A 13,015-nucleotide genomic window follows, 5' to 3' on the forward strand; every position below is an offset into this window, starting at 1 on the left:
AGCTGTGCTGACAGGAACGACGACCACATCGAACGACCGCCCGCGACTCACGGCACAGTTCGCCTCCTCACCCAGAGGCGCACGGCTGGCCCGGCACGTCGCCGTGCGGCACATGGAGGAATGGGGCTACCCGCCGGCCTCGGACGCGTCGTCCACGGTCGCGCTCGTGGTCGGGGAACTGGCGGCGAACGCCGTACGGCACGGCCGGGTCGGGGGACACGACTTCGGCCTCGCGCTGGAGCTCGACGCGTCGGCGGGCCTGATCCGCATCGAGGTGGCGGACGCCGCAGCCGAGAAACGGCTGCCTGTGGCCGCACCTTCATCGATCCCGGAGGGTGAGTCGGGCAGGGGCCTGCTCCTGGTGGACACCCTGGCGGAACGCTGGGGGACGGCGCCCCGCAGCCCCGTGGGCAAAACGGTCTGGGCGGAGCTGAAGGCAGGGCCGGCAGGACCGGGGACGAGCCGGATCAGCCCTCCGGCTCACTGATGTTGACCATCCAGGGGATGCCGAACCGGTCGGTGCACATGCCGAACACATCGCCCCACATCTGCTTCTCCAGCGGGACGGCCACCGACCCCCCGGCGGACAGCTTCTCCCAGTAGCCGCGCAGCTCGGCATCGTCGTCCCCGCTCAGGCTCACGGAGAAGTTGTTGCCGGTGGTGTGCTCCATACCGGGCGGGGAGTCGGCCCCCATCAGGGTGAAGCCGCTCGGCGTCTCGAGCATGCCGTGCATGATCTTGTCAGCCTCCGGAGCATCCGGCCGCCCGGCATCACCGTAGGTGCTGAGGCTCAGCGTGCCACCGAAGACCTCCTTGTAGAACTCCATCGCCTGCCGGGCGTCACCACCGAAGCTGATGTAGGGGTTGAGCCGCGATGCCATGAGTCCTCCCTGGAGGCGGAAAAGGCCGACTATGCGGGAGATTAGTCCGGACCACCGGCCGCGGCACCCCGGAGAGGGCCACTTGTGGTGATACCGCCAGCGGTCCTGGGCCCGGGCAGGGCGTTTCCCGGGTGATTGCCGGTCACGTGCGAGGAACACCATGTCCCTTGCGGTATTGGACAGTTGACTGTTCGCAGCCAGTCGGCACCGTACGCGACAGGAGGTAGTCAGCGTGACCATCGGGGGACAGGATCCGTACCGCCCGGGATGGCGACCGAACGCAGGTCCGCAACCGCCGCTCCCGCCCAGGCCGCCGCAGCCCTATGCGGGTTTGTCCCTGTGGCAGATGCTGCGTCAGGACGAGTGGCCATCGCTGAGAGAGCTGCTGGAACACGCGCTCCGCGGTCGCAGGGCCCACATTGGCGGACTGCTTCTCCTTCTCGCTTGCTTCTGGCAGACCGTGCTCGGGTTCGTGCTGTTCTATCCGCTGGTCCGGTCGGCCCGGCACAAGGCCCGGGAGCTCTTTCCCGTAAACAGCCGTCGCCGAATCAGGGACCCGGAGATCGAGCGCATCCAGAAGGGCAGGGCATGGAGCGCTGCCATCTCATCCTTCCTGATCCTGGCGGCGTACGGAACAGCGGAGGACTGGCAGCAAGCACAGGAGCAATTCGGGCTACGGCTGCTCATCACGCCGTGGCTGCTGCTTCTGAGCGCCCCCGCGGTGGTCGGACTGCTCTTCCGCCTCGCGTCACCGGCGAACAAGGCGGCGATGCGGGCTGGCCTGCGTCGTGCCGTGCGCTCGGTCCTCTGGTACTTCGGCGCCATCGGGTTCGCGGCGATCCTGATGTGGCCGTTGACCCTGCTGATGGGGTCTTTCGAGGAGGGTACGGAGCAGGTTCCCCATCTGTTGCTCGCGATTGTGCTGATGCTGGCGATGCTGTGGGGCCTGCTCTTCCTGGCGTTCTCCTCGCGGACAGCGGTCCGTACCGCGTTCAGCACAGCCGACATGCACGACATGGTGCCGGCGGTCCTCACCTGCGCCTTGGTGTGGGAGTTCGCGGCCATCAGTCTGCTGGTCGGCGGACTGCCGCCCGGCCCACCCCTCATTCAGGTCTGCGCTTTGATCGGGGGACCGGTATCGGTGTCGGCTGTGGCCTGGTGGGAGATCTCCCGGCTCCGTACCCTGCACGGCGTGACCTTGCGAGCCTGAGCCGGCGCAGACCCGAGATCACACCGCGGTCGCCGAGACCATGCTGCGTGTGGCCGGGGCTCGGCGTGCGCCAAAGCGACTCCGAGAACCACTCAGGGGCCTGATCCGCATCGCGGATCAGGCCCCTGGCCTGGTACTTCTCTGTCGGGGTGGCGGGATTTGAACCCACGACCTCTTCGTCCCGAACGAAGCGCGCTGCCAAGCTGCGCCACACCCCGATTGTCGCTGCTCGTCGCGGCGACGTCGTTTACTTTAGCCCACCGGGGGCCGGAGACGAAATCCGGTTTCTCAGCTCCGGTGGAGCGGCCTCGGGCGGGCGTGGTCCAGGGCGACGAGGAGGGCGGCCAGGGCGTAGCAGGCGAGGCCCACGAGGAGGGCGTTGCCGAGGACGCCCTTGTAGCCGTGCCGGTCGACGTCGAGGAAGGGGTAGAGGTAGCGGTCCTGGGTGCCGGGGATGAGGAGTTCGCCGCGGGCCAGGGAGAAGCCCAGGTAGGCCAGGGGGTAGAGCATCCACGCGGTGGCCTGGCGGAGGTGCAGGTGGCCCGGGGTGGTCAGCAGGAGCCAGTCCAGGGCGGCGGCGATCGGGGTCACCGTGTGGAGGATGTGGCTCGCGAGTGTGTGCCGGCCCGTTGCGGTGTCGGCGGCGCCGGGGGTGGCGAAGGGGCTCGACGTGTCGGACGGCAGCACGTGGTGCACCAGGGCGGCGATGAGCACGTAGAGCAGGGCCGCGCCCGTCAGGCCGGCCGGCAGGGGCCGGCGGGCGGACCAGGCGCGGCGGGCCGAGAGGGCGAGGACCAGGGCCAGCAGGATGTTGCTCTGGATCGTGAAGTGGCTCAGGGCCCGGGTGGGGGAGTCGGCGAGGGCCAGTTCGATCACCACGCCTGCCGCGGCCAGCACGGCCGTCAGCAGGCGGAACCCGGCGGCCAGGGGAAGGCGTACGGGCGTGACGACGGCCGTGGCCGGGACCGGGGAGTGCAGCAGCGTGGGGCGTCCCGGAACCGCGGGGAGGTCCGGGATGTCCCTGGGTATCGGAGCTGTCATGGCCTCACGCTAGGCAGACCGGACAAAACGGGCGATATGGGTGGGCCGTGCGGGTTATCCCCGTCCCATGTCCACCGGAGGCGACCCCGCTTGCTCCCGCCCCGCCGCGCCCGGCCTACTCCCGCCCCACCAGCGTCAGCAGTGTCGCCTCCGGTGGGCAGGCGAAACGTACCGGCGTGTACCGGCTCGTGCCGCAGCCCGCCGAGACGTGGAGGAAGGCCGTACGGTCCTGGGCCGTGTGGGTGGACAGGCCCTTCACGCGGTCCGTGTCCAGGTCGCAGTTGGTGACCAGGGCGCCGTAGAACGGGATGCACAGCTGGCCGCCGTGCGTGTGGCCGGCGAGGATCAGCGGGTAGCCGTCGGACGCGTACGCGTCCAGGACGCGCAGGTAGGGGGCGTGGACCACGCCCATCGAGAAGTCGGCGGCGCTCGACGGGCCGCCGGCCACCTCCTCGTACCGGTCCCGCTTGATGTGCGGGTCGTCCAGGCCGGTCAGCTCCACGGACACGCCCTCGACCTTCAGGGTGCCGCGCGTGTTGGTCAGGTTGAGCCAGCCGGCGGCGTCGAAGCCGTCGCGCAGGTCCTCCCACGGGTTGTGGACGGCGCCCACGACGGGCGGGTTGCCGTTCAGGCCGTGGCGGCCCTGGACCTTCTCGATCAGGTAGCGGCCGGGGTTGCGGAGCCTGGGGCCGTAGTAGTCGTTGGAGCCGAAGACGTAGGCGCCGGGGAACTCCATCAGCGGGCCCAGGGCGTCCAGGACCTCCGGGACGCCTTCGGGGTCGGACAGGTTGTCGCCGGTGTTGATCACGAAGTCGGGGCGCAGACCTGCCAGCGAGCGCAGCCAGCGCTGCTTCTTGCGCTGGCCGCCGACCATGTGGATGTCGGAGACCTGGAGCACGCGCAGGGGGCGCATCCCGGAGGGCAGGACGGGGATCGTCACCCGTCGCAGGCGGAAGGAGCGGGCCTCGAAGCCCGCCGCGTAGACCAGACCGGCGGCGCCAACCGCCGCGATTCCCAGGGGGACTTTGTATCGCGCGCGCATGCGTCCATCGTGTCAGAAGCGGTGGACAGTGCCGACGCCACGTGCCCGCCGACGGGGCCGGTGGTGCGAGGGAGCGGCGGTCCCGCGCGCCGCGCCACGAAATCTGCAGGCGCCCCTCCTGTGACACCTGCGACAATCACTCCCATGACCACGCTCAAGTCGAAGCTGCAGGATGACCTCAACGCCGCGATCAAGGAGCGCGACGAGCTCCGCTCCTCGACGCTCCGGCTGACGCTCACCGCGATCACCAAGGAAGAGGTCGCCGGGAAGGAGAAGCGCGAGCTCTCCGACGACGAGGTGCAGAAGGTGATCACCCGTGAGGCCAAGAAGCGCCGTGAGGCGGCCGAGGCCTTCGCGCAGGGCGGCCGCACCGAGCAGGCCGAGCGGGAGAAGGCGGAGGGCGAGGTGCTCGCGGCCTACCTGCCCAAGCAGCTGTCCGACGAGGAACTGGACGCGATCGTCGCCCAGGCCGTCGAGGAGGCGAAGGCCGCCGGTGCCGAGGGCCCGCGCGCCATGGGTGCCGTCATGAAGATCGTGAACCCGAAGGTGGCCGGTCAGGCCGAGGGCGGCCGGGTCGCCGCCGCGGTGAAGAAGCTGCTCGCCGGCTGAGCCGCGGTCGCGGAGACGTCCACAACGGCCGGCGGCCCCCTTCCGATCCGGGAAGGGGGCCGCCGGCCGTTTTCGTCGTCGGTCCCGGAGGGCCGGGGGCCTCAGCCGCGCCGTCCTCCGTTGCCGTTCCCGCCGTTGCCCTGGCCCTGGAAGAGGTCGCCGAACGTGCCGCCGTTGCCGGTGCCGCCGTCGATCAGGCCGCCGATGAGCCCGCCCTCGCCGCCGTCGTCACCGTTGTCGCCGTCGTCCCCGCCGTCCTCGTCCCCGCGGCCCTTCTCCTTGTCCTTGTCCTTGTCCTTGTCGTCCTCCGGGATGTCGACGAGGTTGAAGGACGGGGAATCCTTGCCCGACAGGGCGCCCGTCATGGCGTCCTTCCAGATGGGACCCGGGACCGCGCCGCCGAAGACGAGGGAGTGGGGGACGCCGCCGATCGTGATGTTCTTCATCTTGACCTGCTGGGTGGCGCTGCCGACCCAGACGGCGCCCGACATGTTCGGCGTGTAGCCGACGAACCAGGCGTTCTTCCGCTCGTCCGTCGTACCCGTCTTACCGGCGTTGTCGCGGTCGCTGAGACCGGCCTGCTGACCCGTACCGGAGTCGACCACGCCCTGCAGCAGCGTGTTGATGCTGTCGGCGGTCTTCTCGGACATGGCCCGCGAGCACGTCGACTTCGGGACCTCCAGCGACTTCCGCTTGTTGCCGATCTTCTGCGTGATCGACTCGATGGCGATCGGCGAGCAGTACATGCCGCGGGAGGCGAAGGTCGCGTAGGCGCTCGCCATCGTCAGCGGAGAGATGCCGATCGAGCCGAGGGCGATGGAGGGGGTCTGCGGCAGCTTGTCGCCGTTGCCCTGCCGGACGTGCAGCTTGTCGGTCATGCCGACCACGGGGCACAGACCGATCTCGGAGATCATCTGGACGAAGTAGGTGTTGACCGACTTCTCCATCGCCTCCCTCATGCGGTATGGGCCGACCTCCGACTCGTTCTCGTTCTCGACCTTCTCACCGCTCGTGTTGACCCAGGGACTGCTGTCACACGTCTGCACCGGGCTCGGGTACGGCATGTCGTACGGCGACGAGTATTCCTTCGTCGCCGGCACGCCCTGCTCCAGCGCGGCCGCGGCCACGAACGGCTTGAACGTCGAACCGGTCGGGAAACCGTAGTTGGAGCCGCCGTAGGCCGCGTCGACCGAGTAGTTGTACTCGGTCTCGTTCTTGCCGTAGCCGTACGGCTTCGACTGGCCCATGGCGACGATCTTGCCGGTGCCCGGCTCGACCAGCGTGGTCGCCGCGGCCACCGGGTCCGACTTGTAGACGTGCTTCTTGAGCGAGTCCTGCACCGACTCCTGGGCCTGCGGATCCAGGGTCGTACGGATGGTCAGGCCGCCCTGGTTCCAGATCTTCGCGCGCTCCTCCCGGGTCTTGCCGAAGACCGGGTCGCGCAGGAAGACCTTCTCCACGTACTTGCAGAAGAAGCTGGCGCCCTTGACCGCCGTGATGCAGCCGTTCTTGGGCCGGCTGACCTTCAGGTCGAGCGGGGCCGCCTTGGCCTTGTCGGCGTCCGCCTGGGAGATGTCGCCGACGTCGGCCATGCGCTGCAGCACGATGTTGCGCCGCTTGGTGGCCTCGGCCTCGTCGTTGATCGGGTCGTAGCGAGTGGGCGACTGGACGAGGCCGGCGAGGAGGGCGGACTCCTGGAGGTCGAGGTCCTTGGCGTGCTTGGAGAAGTAGCGCTGGGAGGCCGCCTCGACACCGTAGGCCTGCTGGCCGAAGAAGGTGATGTTGAGGTAGTTCTCCAGGATCTTCTTCTTGCCCAGCTCCTCCTCGACCTGGATCGCGAGCTTCAGTTCGCGGATCTTGCGGCCGAGGGTCTGCTGGGTGGCCTGGGCGACCTTCGTCGGGTCGTCGCCGGCCTCCTCGACGAAGACGTTCTTGACGTACTGCTGCGTGAGGGTGGACGCGCCCTCGGAGACGCCGCCGCTGCGTGCGTTCTTGTTGAGCGCGCGCAGTACGCCCTTCAGGTCCACCGCTCCGTGCTCGTAGAAGCGCGAGTCCTCGATGGCGACGATCGCCTTCTGCATGTAGGGCGAGATGTCCTTGAGGCCCACCACCGTGCGGTCACGGGAGTAGACCGTGGCGATGGCGCCGCCCTCGGCGTCGAGGATGGTGGTGCGCTGGCTCAGCGGGGGAGTCTTCAGGCTGACGGGCAGTTCGTCGAAACTCTCGACCGAACCCTTGGCGGCCAGCCCCAGCGCGCCCACCGCGGGCAACGCGATACCGGCCAGGACGGCTCCCGCGAGCACACTGACACCGAGGAACTTGGCGGCCTGCTGCGTTGGCGACAGACCACCGCCCGAGCGCTTCTTTGGCATGGAGGCAGCCTACGTTCTCATTCGCCGGACACGCGTATATGCCTTGGCCTAAGCTGCTCTCAACTGTCACAGCAGTGAGGCCACGTATCAATACGTCCGGCAACCCCGAATCGTTCCGGATCTGCTCGACTTTTTCCGATGGGGTCCCGTAAGGGGGCGCGTTGGTGCGTGCGGGCGTGTGTCACGGAGTGTGGAACGCGTGCCCGAATCCGCCTTGTGTGTCATTCGGTGTCCGTTGTGACGCAGCAGAGATGACCTCGATGCCGGGATAGTCGCGTATGTCGTCAGCTCACTCCCCCGGGTGATCTGCCGCTTACCCATAGTCCGTTCGGGCCATTCAAGATTGGGCCCGAAGGGGGTGTTGCGCTGTGCCCACCTTCCGTAACGTCCTCAACTGGCGGCGGTGAATATGCCGCTGCCGCCGTGGGGGAGCCTCGATTCGGGAGAGGACGGCGCCGGTATGGGCTGGGTAACCGACTGGAGTGCGCAGGCTGCCTGCCGCACTACCGATCCGGACGAACTGTTCGTTCAGGGAGCAGCGCAGAACAGGGCCAAGGCGGTGTGCACCGGATGTCCGGTGCGGACCGAGTGCCTGGCCGACGCGCTGGACAACCGCGTCGAGTTCGGCGTGTGGGGAGGCATGACGGAGCGGGAGCGCCGCGCACTGCTGCGCAGGCGGCCCACCGTGACCTCCTGGCGCCGGCTGCTGGAGACGGCGCGGACGGAGTACGAGCGAGGGGCCGGAATCGTGCCCCTCGACGACGACGAGGTGTACGAGAACTACGCGGCCGTGGGCTGAGGCCGGACGGCCTCCTCCTCAGACGCGCGCTTCGGGCAGCTCCGGGTGGCCCGTCGCGAGGCGGTCCCCGATGTCCCGCAGCCCCGCGAGGTCGTGCACGTCGCCGGGCAGCGCGGCCACTTCGGTCACCGCCACCTCGGGGTGACGCGCGGTGAAGCGATCGCGCGTGCGCTGCTCGCGGGAGAGCAGGTGCATCCGGTCCGCGTGCAGCCGCAGCAGGCCGGCCGCGAGCTGGTCGACGGATCGCTCCGGTGTGCCGGGAGCTCCGGCAGGCGCAGAGGCGTCCTCGGTGGCCGTAGCGCCCGCATCGGTGGCATTGGCCGCATTGGTGGCATCGGTCGCGTCGGCCGTCGTCGCGGACGCCGCGTCAGCCGGTGGATCGGAATCGGGAGAGTCTGAACTGCCGTACGTGTCGGGAGAGTTACGAACTCCAGCTTTCCCGCCGTCCTGATCCACAATGCGGGGATCCTCAAGATTTTCCGCGGCGGCGAGAGCCCGCTCGGCCGACAGCCGGTCGGCACCGCTGCCGTGGACGCGGTTGAGCACCAGTCCGGCGAGCGGCATGTCCTCGGCCGCCAGCCGCTCCACGAAGTACGCGGCCTCGCGCAGCGCGTCCCGCTCCGGGGCCGCGACCACGAGGAACGCCGTGCCGGGTGCCTGGAGCAGCTTGTACGTCGCGTCCGCGCGCGTGCGGAACCCGCCGAACGTCGTGTCCATCGCGGCCACGAACGTCTGGACGTCCTTCAGCAGCTGCCCGCCGAGCAGCTTGCCGAGGGTGCCGGTCATCATCGACATGCCGACGTTCAGGAACTTCATCCCGGCACGCCCGCCCAGCTTGGCCGGGGCCGTCAGCAGCCGGATCAGCTTTCCGTCCAGGAAGGACCCCAGGCGCTTGGGGGCGTCCAGGAAGTCCAGCGCCGAGCGGGACGGCGGGGTGTCGACGACGATGAGGTCCCACTCGTCCCGCGCCCGGAGCTGCCCCAGCTTCTCCATCGCCATGTACTCCTGCGTGCCCGCGAAGCCCGCCGAGAGCGACTGGTAGAAGGGGTTGCCCAGGATCGCGGCGGCCCGGTCCGGGTCCGCGTGCGCCTCGACGATCTCGTCGAAGGTGCGCTTCATGTCGAGCATCATGGCGTGCAGCTCGCCGCCCGCCGCGTCGTCGATGCCCTTCACCCGGCGCGGGGTGTTGTCGAGCGAGTCGATGCCCATGGACTGCGCGAGCCGCCGCGCCGGGTCGATGGTGAGGACGACCACCTTGCGGCCCATCTCGGCCGCGCGCAGCCCCAGGGCCGCGGCGGTGGTCGTCTTGCCGACCCCACCCGAGCCGCAGCACACCACGATGCGCGTCCCCGGGTCCTGGAGCAGCGGGTCGATGTCGAGCACGCGCGCGGGGGAGAGTGGCCGGGCGCCCTCCTGGGCGAGGGCGCGGGCCTTGCCCTGGGGCCGGTCCTTGCCCTGGGGCCGGGTCTGGGCCTGGGTCCCGTCCGGACTCATGCGATCCCCTGCTTCCGCAGCTCGGTGGCCAGTTCGTAAAGGCCCGCCAGGTCCACGCCCTCGGCGAGCATCGGGAGTTCGTGCAGCGGCAGGCCCAGCTCGCCCAGCACGGCGCGCTGCTCCTGCTCCAGCGTGTACCGCGCGGCGTACTCCTCGGCCTGCTCCAGCAGCGGGTCCACCAGCCGCTCGGCGTGGCCGCCCCGCCGCGCACCGCCGAGTCCGGCCCCGGACAGGGACCGCGCGAGGGCCGTACGCGGTGTGCTCCGTACGAGTTCCAGCGCGTCGGCGTCCAGCACCTCCGGCCGGACCATGTTGACGGCGATCCGGCCCACCGGGAGCCGCGCCCCGCGCAGCTCGGCGATACCGTCGACGGTCTCCTGGACCGGCATCTCCTCCAGCAGTGTCACCAGGTGCACGGACGTCTCCGGTGACTTCAGCACGCGCATCACGGCCTGCGCCTGATTGTGTATCGGGCCGACCTTCGCGAGCCCGGCCACCTCGCCGTTGACGTTGAGGAACCGGGTGATGCGGCCGGTGGGGGGCGCGTCCATGACGACGTAGTCGTACACGAACCGTCCGTTCCGGTCCTTGCGCCGCACCGCCTCGCACGCCTTGCCGGTCAGCAGGACGTCTCTGAGGCCCGGTGCGATGGTGGTCGCGAAGTCGATGGCACCGAGCTTCTTCAGGGCGCGTCCGGCGCTGCCCAGTTTGTAGAACATCTGGAGGTAGTCCAGAAGGGCCAGTTCGGGGTCGATGGCGAGGGCGTACACCTCCCCGCCCCCTGGAGCGACGGCGATCTTTCGCTCCTCATAAGGCAGCGCCTCCGTTTCGAAGAGCTGCGCGATGCCCTGGCGGCCCTCGACCTCGACGAGAAGCGTGCGCTTCCCCTCGGTGGCGAGGGCCAGCGCTAGGGCCGCGGCCACCGTGGTCTTGCCGGTTCCGCCCTTGCCGCTGACGACCTGGAGCCTGCTCACGTCTTCGAGCGTAACCAGTCCGGGTGCGGGCCACGCGAGAGGCTGTGGACAACGCGGGTGCGGTCGGCCGTCGGACGGGCCCCGGGCAGCGGCTAGAGTCGGCCGCATGACCAAGTGGGAATACGCAACCGTGCCGCTGCTCGTCCACGCCACGAAGCAGATTCTGGACACCTGGGGCGAGGACGGCTGGGAGCTCGTCCAGGTCGTGCCCGGGCCGAACAACCCCGAGCAGCTCGTGGCCTACCTGAAGCGGGAGAAGCAGGCGTGAGCGCGGTCGAGGCCAAGCTGGCCGAACTCGGGCTGAGCCTGCCGGAGGTCGTCCCGCCGCTGGCCGCGTACCAGCCGGCCGTGCAGTCGGGCCCCTACGTCTACACCTCCGGCCAGCTCCCCATGGTCGACGGCAAGCTCCCCGTCACCGGCAAGGTGGGCGGCGAGGTCACGCCGGAGGAGGCCAAGGACCTGGCGCGCACCTGCGCGCTGAACGCCCTGGCCGCCGTGAAGTCCGTCGCCGGTGACCTGGACCGCATCGCGCGCGTGGTGAAGGTCGTCGGCTTCGTCGCGTCCGCGCCCGACTTCACCGGGCAGCCGGCCGTGATCAACGGCGCCAGCGAACTCCTCGGCGAGGTCCTCGGCGACAAGGGCGTGCACGCCCGCAGCGCCGTCGGCGTGGCGGTGCTGCCGCTGGACGCGCCGGTGGAGGTCGAGGTCCAGGTGGAGCTGACCCAGGCGTAGAGCCGCAGGCCAGGCGTACGGGGGCGTGCTGCCGGCCGCGTGCGCGGCCGGTGATCGGGCCGCCCGCGGCCGAGGAGAGCCGCTGCGTGCCCGCAGGGAGCCTCTGACGCTGTCCGTGCGCGCCGGGGCGCCTGGACTGGGGCGTCGCGCCGTACGCGTGCAGGGGTGGTCCTGCGGATGCGCCCGCGGGGGGACGTCGCGCTGTCCGCGCGCGGACGCGGTTGCCGGTGCGTACGCGCCCGGGAGCCGTTGTCGGTGTCGTACGCGCGCGGGGCCATTGTCGGCGCCGTACGCGCGCTGGGGGCGTTGTTGGTGTCCTACGCGCGCGGACCGCGGTTGCCGGTGCCGTACGCGCGCTGGGGGCGGCTGTCATCGGCGTCACGCGCGCGGAGGCGGCGGTGGTGCCGTGTCCGCGCGTTCGATCGCCGGTCCACGCGCGCTCAGCGCGGTCCTCGCCCGGCCGTCCACAGCGGAAGCCTCACAGTCGGGGCGTCCGTACGCCCACGAGGGGTGCCGTCGGCCGCACGGTCGCAGGCGGCGTCGGCCCGGTGTGGACGGCCGTCCATGCTCCCGTGCCGCAGCCGGCCCCGTCGGTCCGGCCGGCACCCGGCACCCGTCGTCGGCCCCGTCGGTCCGGCCGGCACGTGGGACCGGCCGTCGGCCCCGGGCGCGACGGCCGGCCGCCGGGATCGTTGCCAGGTCGGCAACAAACCTCGCCCCCACCGTCCCGGCCGCCGCAGGATCGCCGACGGTGCCCCGTGCGGAGCCGGCAGTCGTCGGCGCTGTTCCGCCGGAGCGGCACCGGACCGACCGCACCTGCACGGAGGAGCCATGCCCCAGCCGCCCGCGACCGACCACGCCGTCCACCGCCTGGTGCCCTCACCGGCCGGCCGGACCCACCTGGTGGAACAGGGCACGGGACCCCTGGTCCTGCTCGTCCACGGCTTCCCCGAGTCCTGGTACTCCTGGCGCCGCCAGCTGCCCGCACTGGCCGCCGCCGGATTCCGCGCCGCCGCGATCGACGTCCGCGGCTACGGGCGCTCCTCCCGGCCCGACGCGGTCGACGCGTACCGGATGCTGGATCTCGTCGCGGACAACGTCGCCGTCGTGGAGGCCCTGGGCGAGAGCTCCGCGGTGATCGTCGGCCACGACTGGGGCGCGACCGTCGCCGCCACCTCCGCGTTGCTGCGACCCGACGTCTTCCGCGCCGTCGGCCTGCTGAGCGTGCCGTACACCCCGCCCGGCGGCCCGAGGCCCAGCGAGGTCTTCGCCGGCATGGGCGGCGAGTCGGCCGAACAGGAGTTCTACGTCTCCTACTTCCAGGAGCCCGGCCGGGCCGAGGCCGAGATCGAGCCCGACGTGCGCGGCTGGCTCGCCGGGTTCTACGCCGCCCTGTCCGCCGACACCATGCCCGCGCCCGGCGCCCCCGACCCGCACTTCGTCTCCCGCGGCGGCACGCTGCGCGACCGGTTCCCCGCCGGCCGGCTCCCGTCCTGGCTCACCGAGCGGGACCTGGACGTCTACGCCGGGGAGTTCGAACGCACCGGACTGACCGGCGCCCTCAACCGCTACCGGAACATGGACCGGGACTGGGCCGACCTGGCCGACCACCACGGCGCCCCCGTCACCCAGCCGTCCCTGTTCCTCGGTGGCGCCCTGGACGCCTCCACCACCTGGCTGGCCGACGCGATCGCGGCGTACCCCACCACCCTGCCCGGCCTGACCGCCTCCCACCTGCTCGACGGCTGCGGTCACTGGCTCCAGCAGGAGCGCCCCGAGGAGACGAACCGGCTGCTGACCGACTGGCTGGCCGCCCTTCCCTCGTGACCGCCACCGACCCGGGCCTGGCCGGGGCCTGACC

At 70.7% G+C, this 13,015-nt stretch carries 13 protein-coding genes and 1 tRNA gene; 7 read left to right on the top strand and 7 right to left on the bottom strand.

Annotated features, from left to right (window positions below):
* The first annotated feature begins 4 nt into the window (after positions 1 to 4).
* Positions 5 to 487, top strand: coding sequence for an ATP-binding protein (locus H0H10_RS35370; protein WP_188185278.1), 483 nt, complete (start codon positions 5 to 7; stop codon positions 485 to 487).
* On the opposite strand, the gene H0H10_RS35375 is transcribed toward H0H10_RS35370, so the two are convergent.
* Complete coding sequence (locus H0H10_RS35375; RefSeq protein ID WP_188185279.1) at positions 468 to 881, bottom strand: VOC family protein; 414 nt, start codon at positions 879 to 881, stop codon at positions 468 to 470. The genes H0H10_RS35370 and H0H10_RS35375 overlap by 20 nt on opposite strands.
* Positions 882 to 1,227: 346 nt before the next feature.
* Between H0H10_RS35375 and H0H10_RS35380 the strand changes: the two genes are divergently transcribed.
* Entirely contained in the window at positions 1,228 to 2,091 is an 864-nt protein-coding gene (locus H0H10_RS35380; RefSeq protein WP_188185280.1) for a hypothetical protein, read from the top strand.
* Between the two features lie 144 nt (positions 2,092 to 2,235).
* On the opposite strand, the gene H0H10_RS35385 is transcribed toward H0H10_RS35380, so the two are convergent.
* From H0H10_RS35385 to H0H10_RS35395, 3 genes are all read right to left on the bottom strand, one after another.
* Positions 2,236 to 2,309 (bottom strand) — tRNA-Pro (locus tag H0H10_RS35385).
* Positions 2,310 to 2,379: 70 nt separating this feature from the next.
* A complete protein-coding gene (locus H0H10_RS35390; RefSeq protein ID WP_188185281.1) occupies positions 2,380 to 3,132 on the bottom strand; it encodes a Pr6Pr family membrane protein in 753 nt (250 codons plus the stop codon).
* A gap of 115 nt (positions 3,133 to 3,247) precedes the next feature.
* Positions 3,248 to 4,174, bottom strand: a complete 927-nt coding sequence (locus tag H0H10_RS35395) for a metallophosphoesterase (RefSeq protein WP_188185282.1) — start codon at positions 4,172 to 4,174, stop codon at positions 3,248 to 3,250.
* A gap of 144 nt (positions 4,175 to 4,318) precedes the next feature.
* Here H0H10_RS35395 and H0H10_RS35400 point away from each other — a divergent pair, with 144 nt between their 5' ends.
* Positions 4,319 to 4,783: a GatB/YqeY domain-containing protein gene (locus H0H10_RS35400; RefSeq protein ID WP_188185283.1), complete on the top strand. Its 465-nt coding sequence runs from the start codon at positions 4,319 to 4,321 to the stop codon at positions 4,781 to 4,783.
* 101 nt (positions 4,784 to 4,884) lie between these two features.
* Here the strand turns inward: H0H10_RS35400 and H0H10_RS35405 are convergent, their stop codons facing one another.
* On the bottom strand, positions 4,885 to 7,155 hold the full coding sequence (locus H0H10_RS35405) for a transglycosylase domain-containing protein (protein ID WP_188185284.1): 2,271 nt from the start codon (positions 7,153 to 7,155) through the stop codon (positions 4,885 to 4,887).
* Between the two features lie 460 nt (positions 7,156 to 7,615).
* On the opposite strand from H0H10_RS35405, the gene wblA reads away from it, so the two are divergent.
* Positions 7,616 to 7,954 (top strand): transcriptional regulator WblA, encoded by a 339-nt coding sequence (wblA, locus tag H0H10_RS35410; protein WP_188185285.1) that lies wholly within the window; start codon positions 7,616 to 7,618, stop codon positions 7,952 to 7,954.
* A gap of 18 nt (positions 7,955 to 7,972) precedes the next feature.
* Here wblA and bagB read toward each other — a convergent pair whose 3' ends face one another.
* Both bagB and bagA read right to left on the bottom strand, forming a co-directional pair.
* Complete coding sequence (gene bagB / locus H0H10_RS35415) at positions 7,973 to 9,448, bottom strand: ATPase BagB (RefSeq protein ID WP_223180920.1); 1,476 nt, start codon at positions 9,446 to 9,448, stop codon at positions 7,973 to 7,975.
* A complete protein-coding gene (gene bagA / locus H0H10_RS35420; RefSeq protein WP_188185286.1) occupies positions 9,445 to 10,422 on the bottom strand; it encodes an ATPase BagA in 978 nt (325 codons plus the stop codon). The genes bagB and bagA overlap by 4 nt, the downstream gene beginning before the upstream one ends.
* 106 nt (positions 10,423 to 10,528) lie before the next feature.
* Between bagA and sp36 the strand changes: the two genes are divergently transcribed.
* From sp36 to H0H10_RS35435, 3 genes are all read left to right on the top strand, one after another.
* Complete coding sequence (sp36, locus tag H0H10_RS35425) at positions 10,529 to 10,690, top strand: Sp36 family protein (RefSeq protein WP_003975360.1); 162 nt, start codon at positions 10,529 to 10,531, stop codon at positions 10,688 to 10,690.
* Complete coding sequence (locus H0H10_RS35430) at positions 10,687 to 11,154, top strand: RidA family protein (protein ID WP_188185287.1); 468 nt, start codon at positions 10,687 to 10,689, stop codon at positions 11,152 to 11,154. Before sp36 ends, H0H10_RS35430 begins: the two co-directional genes overlap by 4 nt.
* An 831-nt stretch (positions 11,155 to 11,985) precedes the next feature.
* Positions 11,986 to 12,981 (top strand): alpha/beta fold hydrolase, encoded by a 996-nt coding sequence (locus H0H10_RS35435; protein WP_188185288.1) that lies wholly within the window; start codon positions 11,986 to 11,988, stop codon positions 12,979 to 12,981.
* Positions 12,982 to 13,015 lie beyond the last annotated feature (34 nt).

It is taken from the genome of Streptomyces griseicoloratus (assembly GCF_014534645.1).
Taxonomy (GTDB): Bacteria; Actinomycetota; Actinomycetes; order Streptomycetales; family Streptomycetaceae; genus Streptomyces; species Streptomyces griseicoloratus.